Origin of the sequence: Streptomyces sp. NBC_01317, from assembly GCF_035961655.1 — a bacterium.
Classification (GTDB): domain Bacteria; phylum Actinomycetota; class Actinomycetes; order Streptomycetales; family Streptomycetaceae; genus Streptomyces.
Genome location: NZ_CP108393.1, coordinates 2,617,218 through 2,637,670, shown reverse-complemented (window position 1 = coordinate 2,637,670; position 20,453 = coordinate 2,617,218). Strand labels below are relative to the sequence as shown.

Annotated in this window: 18 protein-coding genes; 10 read left to right on the top strand and 8 right to left on the bottom strand. The window is 70.5% G+C overall.

Features of this window, described 5'->3' with window-relative positions; all coding sequences use genetic code 11:
• The first annotated feature begins 1 nt into the window (after nt 1).
• Nucleotides 2-4,360, top strand: a complete 4,359-nt coding sequence (gene eccCb, locus OG349_RS10910) for a type VII secretion protein EccCb (protein ID WP_327234425.1) — start codon at nt 2-4, stop codon at nt 4,358-4,360.
• Nucleotides 4,361-4,545: 185 nt separating this feature from the next.
• Here eccCb and OG349_RS10905 read toward each other — a convergent pair whose 3' ends face one another.
• Complete coding sequence (locus OG349_RS10905; RefSeq protein WP_327234424.1) at nt 4,546-5,217, bottom strand: response regulator; 672 nt, start codon at nt 5,215-5,217, stop codon at nt 4,546-4,548.
• A complete protein-coding gene (locus OG349_RS10900; protein ID WP_327234423.1) occupies nt 5,214-6,956 on the bottom strand; it encodes a sensor histidine kinase in 1,743 nt (580 codons plus the stop codon). Before OG349_RS10900 ends, OG349_RS10905 begins: the two co-directional genes overlap by 4 nt.
• 134 nt (nt 6,957-7,090) lie before the next feature.
• Here OG349_RS10900 and OG349_RS10895 point away from each other — a divergent pair, with 134 nt between their 5' ends.
• Both OG349_RS10895 and OG349_RS10890 read left to right on the top strand, forming a co-directional pair.
• Nucleotides 7,091-8,500, top strand: coding sequence for a cation:dicarboxylate symporter family transporter (locus OG349_RS10895; protein WP_327234422.1), 1,410 nt, complete (start codon nt 7,091-7,093; stop codon nt 8,498-8,500).
• A gap of 133 nt (nt 8,501-8,633) precedes the next feature.
• On the top strand, nt 8,634-9,608 hold the full coding sequence (locus OG349_RS10890; protein WP_327234421.1) for a GNAT family N-acetyltransferase: 975 nt from the start codon (nt 8,634-8,636) through the stop codon (nt 9,606-9,608).
• Nucleotides 9,609-9,634: 26 nt separating this feature from the next.
• Here OG349_RS10890 and OG349_RS10885 read toward each other — a convergent pair whose 3' ends face one another.
• On the bottom strand, nt 9,635-10,249 hold the full coding sequence (locus OG349_RS10885; protein WP_327234420.1) for a CAP family protein: 615 nt from the start codon (nt 10,247-10,249) through the stop codon (nt 9,635-9,637).
• A gap of 217 nt (nt 10,250-10,466) precedes the next feature.
• On the opposite strand from OG349_RS10885, the gene OG349_RS10880 reads away from it, so the two are divergent.
• A complete protein-coding gene (locus OG349_RS10880) occupies nt 10,467-11,858 on the top strand; it encodes a UDP-N-acetylmuramoyl-tripeptide--D-alanyl-D-alanine ligase (protein ID WP_327234419.1) in 1,392 nt (463 codons plus the stop codon).
• 69 nt (nt 11,859-11,927) lie between these two features.
• Here the strand turns inward: OG349_RS10880 and OG349_RS10875 are convergent, their stop codons facing one another.
• The gene (locus OG349_RS10875) at nt 11,928-13,136 is read right to left on the bottom strand and encodes an acyltransferase family protein (protein WP_327234418.1); all 1,209 of its coding nucleotides are present in this window, start codon (nt 13,134-13,136) and stop codon (nt 11,928-11,930) included.
• A 257-nt stretch (nt 13,137-13,393) separates the two neighbouring features.
• On the opposite strand from OG349_RS10875, the gene OG349_RS10870 reads away from it, so the two are divergent.
• Together OG349_RS10870 and OG349_RS10865 are read left to right on the top strand one after the other, a co-directional pair.
• Nucleotides 13,394-13,732: a YciI family protein gene (locus tag OG349_RS10870; RefSeq protein WP_327234417.1), complete on the top strand. Its 339-nt coding sequence runs from the start codon at nt 13,394-13,396 to the stop codon at nt 13,730-13,732.
• 164 nt (nt 13,733-13,896) lie between these two features.
• Nucleotides 13,897-14,259 carry a DUF2255 family protein gene (locus OG349_RS10865; RefSeq protein ID WP_327234416.1) on the top strand — a complete coding sequence of 121 codons (363 nt, stop codon included), beginning with the start codon at nt 13,897-13,899 and terminating at the stop codon, nt 14,257-14,259.
• Nucleotides 14,260-14,358: 99 nt separating this feature from the next.
• Here OG349_RS10865 and OG349_RS10860 read toward each other — a convergent pair whose 3' ends face one another.
• The gene (locus tag OG349_RS10860; protein ID WP_327234415.1) at nt 14,359-14,772 is read right to left on the bottom strand and encodes a DUF6415 family natural product biosynthesis protein; all 414 of its coding nucleotides are present in this window, start codon (nt 14,770-14,772) and stop codon (nt 14,359-14,361) included.
• Nucleotides 14,769-15,212 (bottom strand): ATP-binding protein, encoded by a 444-nt coding sequence (locus tag OG349_RS10855; RefSeq protein ID WP_327234414.1) that lies wholly within the window; start codon nt 15,210-15,212, stop codon nt 14,769-14,771. The genes OG349_RS10860 and OG349_RS10855 overlap by 4 nt, the downstream gene beginning before the upstream one ends.
• 274 nt (nt 15,213-15,486) lie before the next feature.
• Between OG349_RS10855 and OG349_RS10850 the strand changes: the two genes are divergently transcribed.
• The 3 genes from OG349_RS10850 to OG349_RS10840 are packed head-to-tail and all read left to right on the top strand — an operon-like array spanning nt 15,487 to nt 16,783.
• A complete protein-coding gene (locus OG349_RS10850; RefSeq protein ID WP_327234413.1) occupies nt 15,487-16,368 on the top strand; it encodes a helix-turn-helix domain-containing protein in 882 nt (293 codons plus the stop codon).
• A 5-nt stretch (nt 16,369-16,373) separates the two neighbouring features.
• Nucleotides 16,374-16,589, top strand: coding sequence for a DUF397 domain-containing protein (locus OG349_RS10845; protein ID WP_327234412.1), 216 nt, complete (start codon nt 16,374-16,376; stop codon nt 16,587-16,589).
• On the top strand, nt 16,586-16,783 hold the full coding sequence (locus OG349_RS10840; protein WP_327234411.1) for a DUF397 domain-containing protein: 198 nt from the start codon (nt 16,586-16,588) through the stop codon (nt 16,781-16,783). The genes OG349_RS10845 and OG349_RS10840 overlap by 4 nt, the downstream gene beginning before the upstream one ends.
• Before the next feature lie 282 nt (nt 16,784-17,065).
• On the opposite strand, the gene OG349_RS10835 is transcribed toward OG349_RS10840, so the two are convergent.
• Complete coding sequence (locus OG349_RS10835; protein ID WP_327234410.1) at nt 17,066-18,550, bottom strand: aldehyde dehydrogenase family protein; 1,485 nt, start codon at nt 18,548-18,550, stop codon at nt 17,066-17,068.
• A 104-nt stretch (nt 18,551-18,654) separates the two neighbouring features.
• Between OG349_RS10835 and OG349_RS10830 the strand changes: the two genes are divergently transcribed.
• Nucleotides 18,655-19,218, top strand: a complete 564-nt coding sequence (locus tag OG349_RS10830) for a TetR family transcriptional regulator (RefSeq protein ID WP_327234409.1) — start codon at nt 18,655-18,657, stop codon at nt 19,216-19,218.
• A gap of 59 nt (nt 19,219-19,277) precedes the next feature.
• Here OG349_RS10830 and OG349_RS10825 read toward each other — a convergent pair whose 3' ends face one another.
• Nucleotides 19,278-20,411, bottom strand: a complete 1,134-nt coding sequence (locus OG349_RS10825) for an FAD-dependent oxidoreductase (protein WP_327234408.1) — start codon at nt 20,409-20,411, stop codon at nt 19,278-19,280.
• Nucleotides 20,412-20,453 lie beyond the last annotated feature (42 nt).

Here is a 20,453-nt window from a genome sequence, read left to right as displayed (position 1 = left end):
CGTGAGCCGCGTCGCCCTGCTCATCGCCACCACGGACTACATCGACTCCGGACTGCGCCGCCTGCGCTCTCCCGCCGCCGACGCACGCCGCCTGGGCGCGCTGCTGGAGGACCCGGCGATCGGCTACTTCGACCGGGTCATCCCCCTGGTCAACGACTCGAAGGCGGAGATCGAGGAGCACATCGAGCGCACGCTGCGCGACCTCGGGCCGAACGACACCCTGCTGCTGTACGTGTCCTGCCACGGCATCCGCGACAAGCACGGACGCCTGTTCTTCACGACGCTGCGCACCAAGCGGGACCTGCCCGAGTCGACCGCGATCTCCGCGCGGTTCATCGAGGAGCAGATGAGCCGCTGCCGCGCCCGGGGCAAGGTACTCCTGCTCGACTGCTGCTTCGGAGGGGCGTACGTCCAGGGCATGGCGCCCTTCGCGCCCGACGACGGTGACTTGTCGGTGCAGGCGGCCGGCAAGGGCACGTACGTCATGACCGCCTCGGACGTCCTGGAGTTCGCCTTCGAGGGCGAGACGGTGAAGAGCAGGTCGGGAGTCTTCCACTCCGTGTTCACCGAAGCGATCATCGACGGCCTGAGCACCGGGCGCGCGGACATCGACAACGACGGTGTGATCACGGCGCACGAGCTGTTCCAGCACGTCGAGCGGCACGTCCGGGCGAGCGGGGCCCCGCAGACGCCGACCGAGTTCCGCTCCGGCGTGCAGGGCAACATCCCCCTCGCGACAGCCGCGTTGTGGCACCGGGGGCGTACCGCGGAGAGCGATCCCTTCGTGTCCGGCAGCCTCTCCCTGGGGGAGTTGCTGCCGGCGCTCGTGGCAGGTCCCGGCCGCGGTCTCTGCGCGCCCGACTGGCCGCCGAACGGACAGCTCACCGTGCCGCTCGGGAGGATGTACGACCCGGCGCAGGGTCTCCAGGAGACCCTGACGCTCGATCTGTCCGGGGGCGCGCCGCACATCGGCGTCGTGGGCGGCAGGTGGAGCGGCAAGACGTCGGTCCTGCGTACCCTCGCCTGTTCGCTGGCGCTGACCCACACCCCGGACGAGGTGCAGATGTACGCCCTGCACGGCGAACCGGACGGGATGACGCGCCTGGACGCCCTGCCGCATGTGGGGATGGTGGCGGACTACGCCCGCGCCGACGACGTACGCACCCTGGTCGACGGCGTCATGGCCACACTGAAACGGCGCGAGCGGCTCTGCAACACCTTGCGCATCCGGTCCCCGAAGGCCTTCCGCCAGAAGCGGACGCAGGGGCTGCTGGAGGGCGAGTCCAACGGCGAGGTGTTCCTTCTCGTGGACTCCTGGCCGGACTTCGCGGCGCGCTACCCGGAGGAGTCCCGCCTGCTGCTCGGCGTCGCCCAGCAGGGTGTCTACTACGGCATCCACCTGGCGGTCTCCGCCGATCGCTGGAAGGACCTGCCCGAGGACCTCCTCCCGCACCTCGGTACGTGGGTCGAACTAGCCCTGGCCGACCCGCAGGAGTCGCGGATCGACAGTGACCTCGCCGGCGGGATCCCGCCGGGCCAGCCGGGTTTCGGACTGACCCGGGGACGGCGCTACGTACGGTTGGCGGTCCCCGCGCTGGCCACAGCGGGGAGCCCGGAGGAGACGGCCACGCCCTCGGGGACCGGCGACGAGGGTGCGGAACTCGACGCGCTCCTGCACCAGGTGGCCGAGGCGTGGCAGCGACCGGGTGCCCGCCCGCTGAGCACGTACAGGGACGACCACGACTCCGTACCCCGCCTCCTGGACCTGCTGCCGCTCCCCGAGGACTGGGACGCCCACCCCTCGTCCGCCTGGACCGCGAAGCCGGAGCGGAGACTCACCACCCCGGTGGGCGTCGACGCCAACGGGGCCCCGGTCGTGCTGGACCTGAAAGAGGCCGCCCTGGGCGGCTGGGGCCCGCACGGGGTGTGTGTCGGCGCCACCGGTTCCGGCAAGTCGGAGCTGTTGCGCACCCTGGTCCTCGGGCTGGCGGTCACACAATCCCCCGAGACGCTGAACTTCGTCCTGGTGGACTTCAAGGGCGGCGCCACCTTCGCGGAGATGGCACGCCTGCCCCATGTGGCGGCCGTCATCACCAACCTGGCCGACGAGCCGTCCCTGGTCGGCCGCATGGGCGACGCGATCCGCGGCGAGATCAACCGCCGGCAGCAGGTGCTGCGCGACGCGGGCAACTACCCCAACATCCATGAGTACGAACGGGCGCGCGCGTCGGGGACGGCGCTGGTGCCGCTGCCGACCCTGGTCATGGTCATCGACGAGTTCACCGAGCTGCTGACCGCCGAGCCCGGCTTCCTGGACGTGCTCGTCCAGATCGGCCGCATCGGCCGTTCGCTGGGCATTCACCTGCTCCTGGCCTCGCAGCGGCTGGAGGAGGGACGACTGCGCGGTCTGGACACCCATCTGTCGTACCGCATCGGTCTGCGTACGTTCTCGGCCGCGGAATCACGCGCGGTGCTGGGCGTGCCGGACGCCTACTCGCTGCCGTCGGTGCCCGGCTCCGGCTATCTGCGGTTCGACATGGACCACATGGTCGGCTTCCGGGCCGCCTACGCGTCCGGCTGGGCCGGGGCGGACCCGCGCGCCGCCGACGGGGACTCCCCGATGGACCTCATCCTGAACCGCCTGGAGAACCACGGCTTCCCGGCCCACCAGGTCTGGCTGCCGCCGCTGGACCAGGCACCGCCGCTCGACGCACTGCTGCCGGGCCTGACGGCCGTCGAGGGCCGGGGCCTGACCCAGCCCGGCCGCCTGGTCGAAGGCGCGCTCATCGTGCCCCTGGGCCTGGTGGACAAGCCGTACGAGCAGCGTCGCGACGTACTGTGGCGCGACTTCTCCGGCGCGGCGGGCAACCTGCTGATCACCGGTGGCCCCCAGTCCGGCAAGTCGACGCTGCTGCGCACCCTGGTGTCGTCCTTCGCCCTCACCCACACCCCGGAGGAAGTCCAGTTCTACGGGCTGGACTTCGGCGGAGGCGGTCTGTCCGCCGTGGCGGAACTGCCGCATGTGGGCGGTATCGCCTCGCGGCTCGACCCGGAGCGGGTCCGGCGGACCGTGACGGAGGTGTCCGGGATCCTGGCCCACCGCGAGGAGTACTTCCGCTCCTCCGGCATCCACTCCCTGGAGGCCTACCGGCACGGTCGCGCGCACGGAGAGATCACCGACCAGCCATGGGGGGACGTCTTCCTCGTCGTGGACGGCTGGGGAAGTCTCCGCCAGGAGTACGACACGCTGGCGGAGACCATCACCGACCTCGCGTCGCGCGGTCTCGGCCACGGAATCCACGTGGTCCTCACGGCGAACCGCGACACGGATGTGCGTCCGGCGCTCCGGGACCACCTGTTGAACCGGCTCGAACTCCGGCTCGGCGACCCCGGGGGGTCGGAGTTCTCCGTCTCCGTCGCCCGGAATGTCCCGCCGGGTACCCCCGGGCGCGGACAGACGCCCGAGAGGCTGCACTTCATCGCGGCGCTGCCACGGATCGACGGCGTCGCCTCCGACGAGGACCTGCCCGACGCGACCGCCGCCATGAGCCGCGCCGTCGACCAGGCCTGGCACGGCCCGGCCGCCCCGCCCGTCCGGTTGCTCCCCAGGGTGCTGCCCGCCGTCCACCTGCCGAAAGGCGACGCCCACCCGGCGGCCGGTGTCGCCTTCGGCATCGACGAGAGCACCCTGCAACCCGTCTTCGTCGACTTCGAGACCGATCCCTTCTTCCTGGTCCTCGGGGAAAGCGAGTCCGGGAAGACCGCGCTGCTGCGGCTGCTGGCCAAGCAGATCTGCGAGCGGTACACACCCGACGAGGCGCGTGTTGTCGTGGTCGACTACCGGCGGAGCCTGTTGGGCAGCGTGCCGGACTCGCATCTGATCGAGTACGTCGCCTCGCCCACCACCATGGACACGCACATGGAGGCGCTCAGAGAACTCTTCGTGAAGCGTCTGCCGTCGGACGACGTCACTCAGGAGCAACTGCGCGACCGGAGCTGGTGGTCAGGTCCGAGGATGTTCGTGTTCGTCGACGACTACGACCTGGTCGCGACCTCGCGCGGCAACGCGTTGGCCGTGCTCACCGAACACCTGCCCTTTGCCCGCGACGCCGGAGTCTGCTTCATCATCGCCCGCACCTCTGCGGGCGCCTCCCGCGCGGCGTACGAGCCGTTCACGCAACGCCTCCGCGAACTGGGCGCCCAGGGAGTGGTCCTCTCGGGCGACCCCACGGAGGGCGAACTCCTCGGCAACATCCGGGCCCGCCCGCTGCCCCCTGGCCGGGGCTACTTCGTCTCCCGCCGAAGGGGCGCCACCCTGCTCCAGACGGCTTGGCAGCCAATAACCCCGCCCGGCGCTTGAGGACAATCAGTGCCCCGCACCGGCACAATCCAGCCCGTCCGGCGTTTGAGGACATCAGTAACCGGCACCGGGCACCGGGCAGATCAAGCCCGTCCGGCGCTTGAGGACAATCGGTAACCCGCACGGGGCACCGGGCGTGAGGCCAAAGCCCGTCCGGCGATTGAGGACAACGGCGGCGCCCCGCCTCAGCGCCACCGGTACTGGAGCTCCGGGCGACCCACGTGCCCGTACTGGGGACTCCGTTCCGCCCGCCCCACCGTCACCAGGTGCTCCAGATACCGCCGCGCGGTGATCCGCGAGATCCCCGCCCGCACCCCCGCTTCGGCGGCGGTCAACCCAGGAGACTCCCGCAACGCCCGCGTCACCGCCTCCAGCGTCGGCCCGCTCAACCCCTTCGGCAGCGACGCGGGACCAGGCGTACGGAGCGCCCCCAGCGCCCGGTCCACCTCGTCCTGACCGCTCGCCTCCCCCGACGACGCGCGGAACTCCGCGTACCGCACCAGCCGGTCCCGCAGCGTCGCGAACGTGAAGGGCTTGAGCACGTACTGGACGACCCCGAGCGACACCCCCTCCCGTACGATCCCCAGATCCCGCGCCGACGTCACCGCGATGACGTCCGCCTGGTGCCCGCCGGCCCGCAGGCTCCGCAGGAGGTGGAGGCCGTGGCCGTCGGGCAGGTACAGGTCGAGCAGGATCAGATCGATCGCCGTACGCTCCAGCACCCGCCCCGCCTCCGCCCGCGAGTGCGCGACCCCCGCGACGGCGAAGCCGGGCACCCGGCGTACGTACAGCTGATGGGCGTCCGCGGCGACGGGGTCGTCCTCGACGACCAGCACCCGGATGACGCTGTCGGTCACGACGCAGCCCCTCTCGGCCGGGGAACAACGGACACGCCACCCGAGCCGGACGCACCCCCGCCGGAGGCGACCGCACCCCCGCCGGAGGCCACCGCACCCCCGCCGGACGCGACCGGCAGCCGTACGGTGAACTCCGCCCCGCCCTCCGGCCCCTGCGACAGCTCCACCGTCCCCCGCGCCCGGTGCACCGCCTGCTGGACCAGCGCCAGGCCCAGCCCCCGCCCCGGCCCCCGCGTCGACCAGCCGCGCCGGAAGACCTCGGCCCGGTCGCCCGGTTCGACCCCGGCCCCCGTGTCCCGTACCCCCAGCAGCAGCACCCCGTCCTCCACCAGCGCCGTCACGGTGACGCGAGCCGCACCGACGGAACCGGAACCGCCCCCACCCCCCGCCGCCCCGGCGGAACCCGCCGCGTCCACCGCGTTGTCGATCAGGTTCCCCAGGATCGTCACCAGGTCCCGCGCGGGCAGCGACGCCGGCAGCACCCCGTCGTCGATCCGGCTGTCCTCCGCCAGGACCAGCTCCACGCCCCGTTCGTTCGCCTGCGCCGCCTTCCCCAACAGCAGTGCCGCCAGCACCGGTTCGGCCACCGCGCCCACCACCCGGTCCGTCAGCACCTGCGCCAGCTCCAGTTCCGCCGTCGCGAACTCCACCGCCTGCTCCACGCGGTCGAGTTCGATGAGCGACACCACGGTGTGCAGCCGGTTCGCCGCCTCGTGCGCCTGCGACCGCAACGCCTGCGTGAAGCCGCGCTCCGAGTCCAACTCGCCCGACAGTGCCTGGAGTTCGGTGTGGTCGCGCAAGGTGATGACCGTGCCGCGCTGCTCACCCCCCACCACAGGACGGGTGTTGACCACCACGATCCGGTCGTCGGTCATGTGCACCTCGTCGACCCGGGGCTCCGACGCCAGCAACGCCCCCGTCAGCGGCGCCGGCAGCCCCAGCGCCGTGACCGGCCGCCCCACCGCCGAGTCGTCCAAACCGAGCAACTCCCGCCCGCCGTCGTTGATCAGCGCGATCCTGCGCTGTCCGTCGAGCATCAGCAGCCCTTCGCGTACGGCGTGCAGCGCGGCCTGGTGGTAGTCGTGCATCCGGCTCAGCTCCGCCGCGTTCATGCCGTGCGTGTGCCGCCGCAGCCGCGCGTTGACGACGTACGTCCCCAGCCCGCCCAGCATCAGCGCCACCCCCGCCGCCAGGAACAGCACCCGCACCTGCTCGGTCACCTGCGTGGAGATGCGGTCGACGGTGATGCCGACACTGATCAGCCCGGTGATCTCCCCGCCGTCCTTGACCGGTGTCACGGCCCGCATGGAGGCGCCGAGCGTGCCCGTGTAGGTCTCGGTGAACGTGTGTCCTTCGAGCGCCGGGGCCGTACGCCCCAGGAAGGGCATGCCGATCTGCCTCGGATCGGGGTGCGTCCAGCGGATTCCTCGCGGATTCATGATCGTCACGAAGTCGACCCCGGTGTCGTGCCGGACCCGCTCCGCGTACGGCTGGAGGGTCGCCGTCGGGTCGGGCGTCCGGATCGCCTCCCGTACGGAGGGTGAATCGGCCATGGCGCGCGCCGCGGCCAGAACCTGCCTACGCGCCGTCTCGTCCGCCTGGGCGCGATCGGTGACGTACGCGAAGACCCCGCAGCCCGCCACGACGGCCGCCACCAGCACGACCTGCATCGCGAAGAGCTGGCCCGCCAGGCTGCGGGGGCGGGGGAGGCGGCGGAGCAGCCGTCGGAGCAGACGCATGGCCCAAGTCTGCCTGTCCGGAATCGTATGAACGAAATGAACGCAAGGGTGACCGGCGTCACACGGTGGTGGATAGTCGCCGGGACCCCAGTCGGGACGACGGGGGCATCGCAGGGACGAGTCAAGGAGGACCCGTGGCCGCAGCAAGGCGGGACCGTACGCATTATCTGTACATAGCGGTGATCGTAGCCGTCGCGCTCGGCATCCTGGTGGGCTTCGCGGCTCCTGGCGTCGCCGTCGAACTCAAGCCGCTGGGCACGGGCTTCGTGAACCTGATCAAGATGATGATCTCCCCGATCATCTTCTGCACGATCGTGCTCGGGGTCGGCTCGGTCAGGAAGGCCGCCAAGGTCGGCGCGGTCGGCGGACTGGCCCTCGGCTACTTCATGGTGATGTCGACCGTCGCCCTGGCCATCGGCCTGGTCGTCGGCAACATCCTGGAGCCGGGCTCCGGGCTGCACCTCACCGAGGCCACGAAGGGCGTGGGCGCGGCGCAGGCGGAGGGCGCGAGCGAGTCCCTGCCGGACTTCCTGCTCGGCATCATCCCCAAGACGATGGTGTCGGCGTTCACGGAGGGCGAGGTCCTCCAGACGCTGCTGGTCGCGCTGCTCGCGGGCTTCGCGCTCCAGGCGATGGGCAAGGCGGGTGAGCCGGTGCTGCGGGGCATCGGGCACATCCAGCGGCTCGTCTTCCGTATCCTCGCCATGATCATGTGGGCCGCTCCGGTCGGCGCCTTCGGCGCGATGGCGGCGGTGGTCGGCGAGACGGGCGTGGACGCGCTCAAGTCGCTCGCCGTCATCATGATCGGCTTCTACGTCACCTGTGCGATCTTCGTCTTCGTCATCCTCGGCGCGCTGCTGCGGTTCGTCGCCGGGATCAACCTGCTGCTCCTGCTCAAGTATCTGGGCCGTGAGTTCCTGCTGATCCTCTCCACCTCGTCGTCGGAGTCGGCCCTGCCGCGCCTGATCGCGAAGATGGAGCACATGGGCATCAGCAAGCCCGTCGTCGGCATCACCGTGCCGACCGGCTACTCCTTCAACCTCGACGGCACCGCCATCTACCTGACGATGTCCTCGCTCTTCATCGCGCAGTCGATGGGCGACCCGCTCTCGATCGGCGAGCAGATCTCGCTGCTCCTCTTCATGATCGTCGCGTCCAAGGGCGCGGCGGGTGTCACCGGCGCGGGTCTGGCGACCCTGGCCGGCGGCCTCCAGTCGCACCGGCCCGAGCTGGTGGACGGGGTCGGCCTGATCGTGGGCATCGACCGCTTCATGAGCGAGGCGCGTGCCATGACGAACTTCGCGGGCAACGCGGTGGCGACCGTCCTGGTCGGCACGTGGACCAAGGAGATCGACAAGGAGCGGGCGGGCGAGGTCCTGGCGGGCCGCATCCCGTTCGACGAGACGACGCTGCTGGACGACCACGGTCCGCAGGTCGGTGACTCCGACGCCGACTCTGACTTCGACTCCGAGTCCGGTGCCGACACCCCGGCGTCCGGGTCCACCGGGAAGATCGTCACCGAGAAGACCCAGGCCGGGGTCTGACCCCCCTCCATACCCCTGGCCTTTCCCAGGACCGGCCCGTACGACGCACACGTACGGGCCGGTCCGCTTTTCCATGGCGTGGCCAATTGTCGCATTTGGACGGTTGGTCGCTTTTTCGTCTACGGTTCGGATCATGAGCGCAGACCCGGTCTGGTCGGTACGCCCGCTTCGCGCGGCTGATGTGGACGGCGCCGTGGAGTTGTTGATCCGTACGAGCGCGGCCGACATCCGGCACCTCTTGCGTACGGACCTGACCGCCACGGTCCGTGACGCGGAGGGCGGCGCCCTGGTCGCCGAGGGGGACGGGCGGCTGGTGGGCGCGGCGAAGGTGTCGGCCGACCCCGTCTTCCCCGGTACGGTCACCGCCCTGGTCGCGGTCGACCCGGCGGAGCGCGGGCGGGGGATCGGGACGGCGCTCGCGGACCGGCTGATGGGCGCGTGGGAGCGGGCCGGCGGCGGGACCGTGAGCAGCATGCTGCGGGACGACCTCCCGCGCGGGCGGGCCTTCGCCGAGCGGTACGGCTTCGGCGTCGTCCATCACAGTGCCGGCTTCCGCTTCGACCTGTCGGGTCATGAGGCGGAGTTGGCCGCGCGGGCCAAGTCCGCGCTGGAGCACGCCGGGGTACGGGTCCGGCTGGCGACCCTGCTCGCGGAGGAGCGGACGATCGCGGAGTGCCTGGAGCGGTGCGAGGAGGGCCTTCCCCTTCCGGTGGACGCCCGCCCCGACCCGGCGGTCTGGCTCGCGCGGCTTCCGCCCGACACCGTCTTCCTGCTCGCCGAACCGCCCCCGGCGGAGGAGGGCCCGGACGCCGGGGCGACCGCGGTGACCGGGACCGTACGCCCTCAGGGCATGACGATCCTCGTCCCCCGGACGGACGCGAACAGCTGGCACGTGGCCTTCACGGGCACCGACCCCGACCACCGGGGCCGGGGAACGGCGACGGCGGTGAAGGCGGCCTCGCTCCTGTACGCGTGCCGGGCGGGCGTCGAGAGCGTCACCACCCACAACGACGAGTCGAACGAACACATCATCCGCGCGAACACGACGCTGGGCATGGTCCCGGACGTGGGCTACTGGACCCTGACCCGTACGGCTCCCGCATCCTGACCCGGGCCGCGCGCCCGGTCGCGGCGCTACCGCACCTCGTCCCGTACGTTCTCCCGGAACCGGCCCTCCACGTTCCCCGGCGGGCTGAACGTCACCACGACGTAGTTCTCGAACCACTCCTCGCCCCGGCCGGTCGCCCTGGCCGCGCCGATCCTCTTCGATCCGCGCCAGACGAGCTGGGTGAAGTGGCCCGTGGCGCGGCTGAATTCGCCGGCCCCGAAGTCGTACGAGGCGACCTCGTCGTACCACGCCCTCACGGCGGTCGGTCCGGGCAGGTGGTCGGGCTCGGCGGAGCCGGTCCAGTACAGGTTCTCGCCGTATCCCCGGTCCAGGCCCCGGTGGGCCTCGCGCAGCCGCTCGTGCGAAGAGACCTCCCGCGCGCGGGACTTGGCGTACTGGTTCAGCTTCCGGTCCAGCCGTACCGGCCGCGCGCCGTGTCTCGCGCGGTAGGTGTTGACCGCCCTCACCACCTGCTGGAGGAACGCCCGGTCGGTGGTGTCGGGGAGCGGCCGGCGGGCCTCCGCCGACGCGGGGGAGGTGGGGGTGGCCCGGCTCGACCCGCTCGGTGGGGTGGCGCCCGCCGTCACACCGACCAGGGCCGCCGTCGCGAGCAGGACACCGATTTTCTTCCGTTTCAGCACGGTTCATCTATGGCCAGCCAACTCGCCCATGAATCAGTAGATTTGGCCAAGAGCGGGGTTGGTAACCGGCCGCTGTCCGAGAGCCGGGTCAGCTGGGTTTCTCGCCGCTCTGGCAGGTCTCCGCAGCCCTGGGCGATGAAGGCGTTACGGTCGCAGGGCCGGACCGGTCGGCCGGTGGCCGTGCCGGGCACCCCCTGCTGATGCGGAGATTCGTTTCGTGATCCCCCTTTCCCTCGAAGCCGTCGCGGCGGCCGTCGGCGGCCGTCTGTACGACGTACCGGACCCCTCCGCGCTGATGAGCGCACCGGCCGTCGTGGACTCGCGCGCGATCGAGCCCGGCGGATTGTTCGCGGCGCTGCCCGGTGAGCACGCCGACGGGCACGCCTTCGCGGTGAACGCGGTGAAGGCCGGTGCGGTGGCGGTCCTGGCCACCCGTCCCGTCGGTGTCCCGGCCGTGGTCGTGGACGACGTGCTGGACGCGCTCGCCGCGCTGGCCCGTACCGTACTGGCCGCCGTACCGGAGGCGACCGTCATCGGGCTGACCGGCTCGGCGGGCAAGACCAGCACCAAGGATCTGCTCGCGCAGGTGCTCCCCGAGATCGGCCCGACGATCGCCACGGTGAAGTCGTTCAACGGCGAGATCGGCATGCCGCTGACGGTCACCCACCTGGACCGGAGCGTGCGGTACGCCGTGCTGGAGATGGGCGCGCGGGGCATCGGCCACATCGCCCATCTGACCCGTATCGCGCCGCCCGCCGTGGGCCTGGTCCTCAACGTGGGGACGGCGCACGTGGGGGAGTTCGGCGGGCGCGAGCAGATCGCCCTGGCCAAGGGGGAGTTGGTGGAGGCGCTTCCGGAGGACGGGTTGGCGGTCCTGAACGCCGACGATCCACTGGTCGCCGCGATGGCGTCCCGTACCCGCGCCCGCGTGCTGACCTTCGGCGTCGAGAACGACGCGGACGTACGGGCGCTGGACGTCGCCGTCGACACCTCGGGCCGCCCGTCGTTCACCCTGGCCGCCGAGGGCGTCCGGGCGCGGGTCGACCTGTCCCTGCACGGTGTGCACCACGTGTCGAACGCGCTGGCCGCGGCGGCCGTCGCGATCGGGCTGGGGATGGGAGTGGAGAAGACGGCGGGTGCGCTGTCCCGCGCGGTCCTGATGGCCTCGGGGCGCATGGAGGTCACCGACCGGCCGGACGGGGTACGGATCATCAACGACGCGTTCAACGCGAACCCCGACTCGATGAGGGCGGCGTTCACGGCTCTCGCGGCCATGGCCACCGACGGCCGCCGGACCGTCGCGATCCTGGGCGAGATGAAGGAACTGGGCCCCGACGCCGCCGAAGAACACCGGGGAGTCGGCCGCCTGGCCGCCGCGGCAGGCATCGACGTACTGATCGCGGTAGGCACCGACGACGCACGCACCCTGGCCACCGCCGCGCACACGGACAACCCACGGTTGCGGGTGGCACACGCCGAGGACCGCGACGAGGCCCTGACACTGGCCCACGACCTGATCCGCCCCGGAGACATCGTCCTGGTGAAGGGCTCCCACAGCGTCGAACTGGAGCACACGGCACGGCACTTGGCGGTCGCGGGGGACCGCTAGAGCGTGTATCGGAACGGGATCCCGGCCGTGAGCTGATCTTGGATTTCGATACGCCCCTGCGGACACGCCCTAGGGGCGCATCCCGAACAGGAAGCGGGTCGCCCGCGTGCGGCGGACCAGCAGCTCGTACGCGGTGAGGGTGAGGACGAGGGCGATCACCACGAGCACGGCGTACTCGACCAGGATCGGCGCGGACCAGCGGACGACGAAGTACGCGACGGCGACCACGATCGGCTGGTGCAGGACGTACAGCGGCAGCACGGCCGCGGCGAGATAGCCGTAGAGGCGCCGACGCGTCGTCGGGGCCGGGTCCGGCGCCGCACGCGGTCGCTCCGGCCGCCGACGGTCGAGGAGGCCCGGGATGGCGACCACCAGGCACCATCCGGCCGCACCGAACAGCGCCCGCGAGACGGTGGCCAGGGTGGTCATCTCCGTGAAGGGCTCGTCGGCCAGGGCGAAGCCGGGGCCCGCTGCCGCGAACAGCACGGCGCCGAGCCAGGCCGCGGTCCCGGCGTCGCGCCGCATCACGGCGCGGAAGCGGTCGTCGGTGGCGAGGACGAAGCCGGCTATGAAGAACAGCAGGTACGACCAGCGGTGCCAGCCCGCGTAGTCCTCCTCCAGCCGTGCGAAGGCACAGATCGCCGCGAAAGCGAGCGCCGGCAGGAACACGACGCCCCGGCGGCGCAGGGTCGCCTCCGCCACCCGGTCGCCGATGCGGCGGACGCGCTCGCGCGGCAACCACCGGTGGAACGGCGCCAGCATGAGGGAGAACGCAAGGAGGAGCACGACGAACCAAAGATGGCCGGTCTCGAAGTGCTCGCCCTGGACCAGGAAGGGGAACTCTTCGGGCTCCAGGCGCACGTCGTAGAAGCGGGGCAGGAAGCCGAGATACGACTCGTGGTGGTCGGCGTCGGCCGAGCGCTGCCGCAGCCACTGCGGCAGCGGGTTCAGAGTGAGGGTCGCGAAGACCAGCGGAACGCCGAGCCGCAGCAGCCGCTCTCCGGCGAAGCCGCCGGCGCCGCGGCGCTGAAGCGAGTGCCAGGCGCCGAGACCGGAGATGAGGAACAGCAGCGGCATGGCCCAGACGACCCCGAACCCTGCGATGATCATGATGGCTTCGGTGGTCTCGGCGTTCTTGACGTAGAAGTCGTCGTCGGCGGCGAATACGAGCGCCGAGTGGAAGAAGACCAGCCCGATCACGACCAGCATCCGGATCGTGTCCAGCTCCGGCCGCCGCTCCGGTAGAGGTGCCCGCGCCGGTTCTGTGCGCGTCGCCATGTCTGCCCCCCCCCGTCGCGCCGCCGCCCCGTCGCCTGTACGCCACCAGTGTGGGAAAGGCGGCCGCCGGGCGCCACCCCCCAGAGGGCGAACCGTGGCCGAAGAGGTGACACCTACCCCTGGGCCGAGGACGACACGCTGCCCATCAGCCCCGATGGATGCTTTCTTGATGGGTGCCTTCTTGAGGACGCGTCGGGGTCTTCGTCGTAGGGTGATCGGCGGCTGATGGAGACCAACGACCTAGGAGCCACGTACGTATGACGCAGTACCTGATCTCGTTCGACGACGGCACGATGATCATCCCTGAGGGGGATTTCCAGGAGGTGTCCGATGCCTCGCACGCGGTGGTGCGGCAGGCTCAGGAAGCCGGTGTCTGGGTCTTCGGCGGTGGACTGCACACGCAGCGGGCGAGCGTCGTGGCCACGGACGGGACCGTCACCGACGGCCCGTACCCGGAGACAAAGGCGGTGCTCGGCGGGTTCTCGATCATTGACGTACCGACACGCGAGGACGCGCTGGAGTGGGCCGCCAAGATCGCCGCCTCGTGCCGGTGTGCGCAGGAGGTACGGGAGATCATGTCCGACCCGGACGCCTGATCTGTATGACCTCTCCGACCTCTCCGACCTCTTCGACCTCTTCGACCTCTTCGACCTCTCCGACCTCTCCGACCCGTCCGGCCTGACCGGCCGTACGCGTCGCCGCCACGCTCACGATCGAGGGAATGGGGGAGGCGCGCCCGGCCGCCCACGAGGATGCGGCCATGACTGCCGCAATTGATTACCTCGCAAACACCGACACCGTTCGGATCGCCACCGAGCTGAGCGACGGAGGTGAGGTCGTGACCCCGATCTGGTCGGTCGTCGTCGACGACACCGCCTACATCCGCAGCGCCTACGGTCCTGACTCGAAGTGGTACCGCCGGGTCAGCCGGAGCGGCCGGGCGAAGTTCGTGGACGGCGCCCAGCGCTACCCGGTGACGGTCGAGCCGGTCGACGACGACTCGGTCAACGAGAACGTGGACGGCGCGTACAGGTCGAAGTACGCCGCAAGCCCTTCGCTCCCGGATCTCCTCAACCCGGACGTCCGCGGCCTGACCCTGCGCGTGATCCCGCAAGGCGGCTGAGCCGGACGGCCGGTACTCAGCGACGCCAGAGCGCGAGGACGAGTGAGCCCCCTACGGCCGTCACCGCGAGGACGTAGAGGGCCTGCGCCCTGAGCGGGCTCACCGTTCCTTCCCCGTCCGGTGCGACCGGTACAGCGCGGTGAGCGATTCGGCGACCGCCGCCAGGGCGCGCAGGTGCTCGTACGCGGTGAAGGGCGGGGTGTCCGGGCCCGGCCGTACACGCGGATCGAGCAACGCGTACGCCTCCCGGTGCACCGCCCGCGCCGGCGGGGCGTCGGTGTCACCGAGGTCTTCGCGCAGCAACAGGTGTACGTGGCCCCGGAGTTTGGTGGTCGTGATGTCCACCCAGGCCCGCTCGGGGAGGTCGAGGCGCCGGGCCAGGGCCTGTTCGACGGTGTGCGCGATGGTCAACAGGTCGACGGGGAGGGCGGCTTGGTCCGTGCGCCCCAGCGCGGCAAGTAATCGACGGAGGGTGTGACTGTCCGTCGAAAAGAGCGAGTCGTCGTGGTTCACGGCGAACTGGCCCCCTCCGTGGCCACGGTGCACCAGGTACGAGTCCCCCGCCGCCCCCACTGCCGCGCGAGCGCCGCGACGAGGAACATGCCACGCCCGGTCTCGTCCTCGGCGTTCGGCGGCCGCACCTTGACGCACGCGCGTGACTGATCGTCCACCTCGATCCGTACGTCCCCGGCCCCGTCGTACGCGAAGAGAAACCGCACCCGCCCGCCCCGCCCGTGCACCACGGCGTTGGTGACGATCTCGCTGACGAGCAGTTCGACGGTCTGAACGGTGTCCTCGGCGAATTCCCGCTCCCGGAGAAGCGCCCCGGCGACGCGCCGCGCGTACGCGACACGGCGGGTATCCGGCGCGAAGGAGAGGCTCAGCCGTAGTGCGTCCCCTATGCCGACGAGGTTGGTGGGGGCGGGAGTTGGGCGCTGCGTGAGGGGAGGCATCGCGGGTCCTTTGCGTTGAACCGGGCCGGCCGAGCATGCTCACGCACAGCGTCGACTTCGCTGCAATGCGTGAGTTTCGGGTACAGCCTGTCACTGGCATCGCTAGCCTTGGAAGCGTTCTCGTGGAAATCCACGAGCAACTTTCCGCGTGAATTGCCCTCCCTGTGAGGGGCGTTCACGAGCTACAACGGTGTCTCCCGCTCTGACGCAGAACGTTCCTTGCGGTGGTGGGAAGAACGCCGACACACTGGGAAGTGCGCAGAGAGGACAGCAGATGATCACGGACATCGAGTCGGCAACGCCCGCTCTGTGCCGGTTGCAGTTAGGCAGCGAACTGCGTCAACTTCGGTTGGAGGCCGGACTGACGTCGACGCAGGTCGTCAGGAAACTACTCTGGAGTCCCTCCAAACTGACCCGTTTGGAGACCGGGGAGAACGCCACCGTCGAGACGTCAGACATCATGGCGCTCTGCCAGATCTTCGAGGTCGACGCGGAGACGGCTGAAGAGCTGAAAGGCTACGCGGCGGTCACCAAGACCAAGCGGGACTGGTGGCAGTCCAAGAAGTACCGGCCAGTCATCACCCCGAGTTTCAAGGCGTTTCTCGGTCTTGAGGCCACCGCTTCGGCGCTGTACGACTACGAGTCGGAGTTCGTCCCGGGCTTGCTCCAGACCGAGTCGTACGTGCGCGTGATCTACCAGCGCGCGCACCAGGGCCTCAGCGACGCGGAGATCGACCGGATGGTCGATGTGCGCATGACGCGACAAGCAGTCCTCCACCGAACCGACTCGCCGCTCAAGTTCACTGCGATCATCAACGAATCGGTGTTGCACCGGCAGGTGGGAGGGCCGGACGTGATGCGCGCGCAACTTGCCCACATCATCGAGGCGGCCTCTGCACCCAACGTCCGGGTCCAGGTGATTCCCTTCAAAGCGGGGGCCCACCCGGGCATGAACGGGGCCTTCATGATCTTGCAGTTCCGCGACCGCGTGACCCTCAAACCCATCGCCTACTTCGAGAACTTGGCGGACGGCTGGGTCACCCGGCGGGAAGGGGACGTGGAGATGTACGAGGACGCGTTCAGCGACCTACAGGCGCTTGCCCCAGGGCCACAGGAGTCCCTGAGCATGATTGAGAAAGCAATGAAGGAGCATTGATACCGATGACCACCACGGCTGACGCGCTGATCGGCGCCGACTGGTTCAAGTCCAGCTACAGCAACGACCAGGGCGGAGCTTGTCTGGAGGGCGCCCGCCTCGTCGGCGGCGCGATGGCCGTACGCGACTCCAAGCTTCCGAACAGCCCCGTATTCGTTCTTACCGGCCCCGCCTGGGCTACCTTCGTTTCGGCCCTCACCGACAGGGAGTTCGGCGCATGAACAACGTGCAGTGGTTCAAGTCCAGCTACAGCGACAACAACGGCGGCAACTGTGTGGAGGGCGCCCGCTTGGCCGGCGGCGCGATGGCCGTACGCGACTCCAAGCTCCCGAACAGCCCCGCGTTCGTGACGAACGCCCCCGCGTGGACCGCGTTCGTCGGAGCCCTCGCCGAGGGGGAGTTCGGCGCGGTGTGACCGTAAAAGGGCTGCTCCCCACCCCGGGAGCAGCCCTGGGCAGTCGCCCCGGTCCGGCCGTGGCTCCGTTCCGGATCACCGGTCACATGAGAGGGCGATGGGAGGACGCGTACTCGTCCGCAGCGCGGTGAGGGCAGGCGGCCAGGCTGCCGCGCACCGGACGATCGACCCGGGCCAACGGCTCGGGGACGCGATCGACGTCCCCGTAACAGTCGTACATCTGCGTCCAGTTCACCACCTGAGCATGGAATCGTCCCGGGGTGCCGAGGTCCCCGCCACGCGTCAGAGGTGGACCATCACCGTCTTCGTCTCCGTGTACGCGTCCAGGACCTCGATGCCGTGTTCGCGGCCCAGGCCCGACTGCTTGAAGCCGCCGAAGGGGACGGTTCCCGCGCTCATGTCGGCGTACGCGTTGATCCAGACCGTGCCCGCGCGCAGGCCGCTCGCCGTGCGGTGGGCGCGTTCCAGGTTGGTGGTCCATACCGAGGCGGACAGGCCGTAGATGGTGTCGTTGCCCTGGGCTATCGCGTCGGCGGTGTCGGTGAACGTCATCAGGGACGCGATCGGGCCGAAGATCTCCTCCCGTACGACACGGGCGTCCGGGCCGACGTTCTCGATCAGGGTGGGCGGCATGTACAGGTCGTGGCCGAGTTCGCCGGCCGTGTGGAGTGTGCCGCCCTCCTCGCGGGCGATGTCCAGGTACGAGGACACCTTCGCGAAGTGCTGGGGGGAGGCCAGCGGGCCCATCCGGGTGTCCGGGTGGAAGGGGTCGCCGAGGGTGAACAACTCCATCTCCTGGAGCAGGAGTTCGCGGAAGCGTTCGCGGACGGACTCCTGGACGAAGATCCGGGTCCCGGCGACGCACCCCTCGCCGCTGCCCTGGGCGAATCCGGCCACGGCGCCCTTCGCCGCGGCCTCCAGGTCGGCGTCGTCGAAGACGATCGTGGGGGACTTGCCGCCCAGTTCCAGGGTCACGCGCTTGAGGTCCTTGCTGGAGACCTCCAGGATGCGCTTTCCGACGGCCAGGGACCCGGTGAAGGAGATCTTGTCGACGCCCGGGTGGTGGGTGAGGGCCTCGCCCGTCGTGACGCCGTCGCCGGTGACGATGTTGACGACGCCGGGCGGCAGGTCGGTGGTCCGGAGCAGTTCGCCGATCCGCAGCGCGGACAGCGGGGACCAGGCGGCCGGCTTGGCGACCACGGTGTTGCCGGTGGCCAGCGCGGGCCCCAGTTTCCAGGCCAGTTGCAGGACGGGGCCGTTCCAGGCGGTGATCGCTCCCACCACGCCCAGCGGCTGGCGCAGGGTGTAGTTGAAGACCGCCGGATCGGACGGCGCGGTCTGGCCGTAGATCTTCGTCGGCCAGCCCGCGTAGTGCCGGAAGACCTCGACGGAGTGGTCCACGAGCCAGCGGGTCATCCACAGCGGGCCGCCCATGTCGAGCGAGTCCAGGACGGCCAGTTCCTCGGCGTGGGCCTCGATGACGTCGGCGATCTGGAGCAGCACCTTGCCGCGCTGGTACGGGGTGATGTCCGCCCACGACGGCGCCTCGAAGGCCCGCCGGGCCGCGGCCACCGCCAGATCCACGTCCTCGGCGCCACCGGAGGCGACGCGCGCCAGCACCTGACCCGTGGCGGGATCGAACGTCTCGAAGGTCGTACCGGCTCGGGGCGCGGTCCATACGCCGTCGATCAGCAGTTTCTTGGCCGCGCCGTCGAGGAACGCGGGGGCGGGGCGCGCGGCGGCGTCCAGCGTCAGGGGGATGGTCATGAGGGTCTCCTGGTACGTGGCAAACGAACTGGTTCGTTCTTCTCCTCGAACGTACCCCGGCCGCCGCGATGAGGCAAACGAACCAGTTCGTTTAAGATGGGGGCATGGACAAGGGACAGGCCAGCAGGCGACGCCTCCTCGACGCCGGCGCCGTCGAATTCGCCGCCCACGGCATCGCCGGCGCGCGGGTCGACCGCATCTCGGCCGACGCGAAGGTCAGCAAGGCCCAGATGTACGCGTACTACGGCAGCAAGGAGAGCCTCTTCGACGCGGTCCTCATCGACCAGGTCGCAGGCATCCTCGACGCCGCGCCGCTGACCCCCGAAGATTTGCCCGGCTACGCCGTCCGCCTCTACGACGCGTACCTCGACCGTCCACAACTGGTCCGCCTGGCCACCTGGGCCCGCCTGGAACGCACCCCCACGGGTTTCCTGTTCACGGAGGCGGACGAGATCCCCAAGATCGAGGCGATCGGCCGGGCGCAGGCCGCCGGGCACATCGACCCCGCCCTGTCGGCGGCCGACGTGCACTCGATGGTGATCTCCATGGCCATGACCTGGTCACCGAGCAGCCTCACCTACACGGCGACCACGGCCGACCCACCCGCCGACCACGACCGCCGCCGCAGCAGCCTGGCGACCGCGGTCCGCCACGCCTTCACGCCCTGACCGACCCGCTGCCCCCCGCACCTGTCGGCTGAGGCGGCTTCGGGACACGCGCCCACTGGTCAGGACCGCCCTTGCGGAACGCCGTTGAAGAAGTCGATGAAACCGAACGGCGCGCGGTCGCCCAGGACCAGGTCCAGGATTTCGTGCGCGTCGGCGTAGAAGGCCTGGCTTCGGGGGAACAGTTCCTCTTCGTAGGCGGTGAGGGCCGCTTCGATGTCGTCGGGGTGGGCGGCGATCGCCTTGGCGAGTTCCGCGCCGTCGAACATCGCCAGATTGGCGCCGTCCCCGGACGGCGGCATCAGGTGCGCGGCATCCCCGAGGAGCGTCACCCCGGGCGTACGGTCCCAGCGGTGTCCGTCCGGGAGCGTGTGGATCATGCGCGCGACCGGGGCGGTCCCGCCGTCCGTGATCAGCGCGGTGAGGTGGGGGGCCCACCCGTCGAACTCGGCCGCGATCCGGGCGCTCGCGGCGGCGGCGTCGGTGAAGTCGATGCCGGCGACCCACTCCGCGGAGCGGTTCAGCTCCACGTACGTGTGCAGGACGTTCCCCGCCTCGCGGTGCGCGACGATTCCCTTCCCCGGGGTCAGCGCGTACATCGCGCCGTCGCCGACCGCTTCGGCCGTCGCGGAGTGCCGCTCGTCGACGTCGTGCAGATATGTCTCGACGAACGTCGTGCCTACGTACTCGGGCCTGGCGTCGGAGAGGAGCGGCCTGACCCTGGACCAGGCGCCGTCGGCTCCGACGAGGAGGCCGGTGGTCACGGTCGAGCCGTCGCTGAGGGCCAGCTCGTGCCGGCCCCCGCCCAGCGCCCGGACACCTGAGACCTTGCTCGCCCACCGGACCGTCCCCTCGGGCAGGGAGCCGAGCAGGATCCGGCGCAGGTCGCCGCGCAGCACCTCGGGGCGCGACGTCGAGTCGCCGGGGACGTCGAGCAGCAGCTTGCCGTCCTTGTCGAGCACGCGCGACGCGTCGGCGCCCTCGTGGATGATCGCACGGAACTCGTCGGTGAGGCCGGCGTCCGCGAGCGCGCGCTGCCCGTCGTCCTCGTGGATGTCGAGTTGGCCGCCCTGTGTGCGTGTCGCGGCAGTGGCGTCGGCCTCGTAGACCGTCGCGGGGATGCCGTGGACGTGCAGGACGCGGGCGAGGGTGAGGCCCCCGAGGCCGGCGCCGACGATCGTGACGGGTGTGGTCATCGTGATTCCCTTCCGAAGATGGATGGAACTCCGTTCCACTCC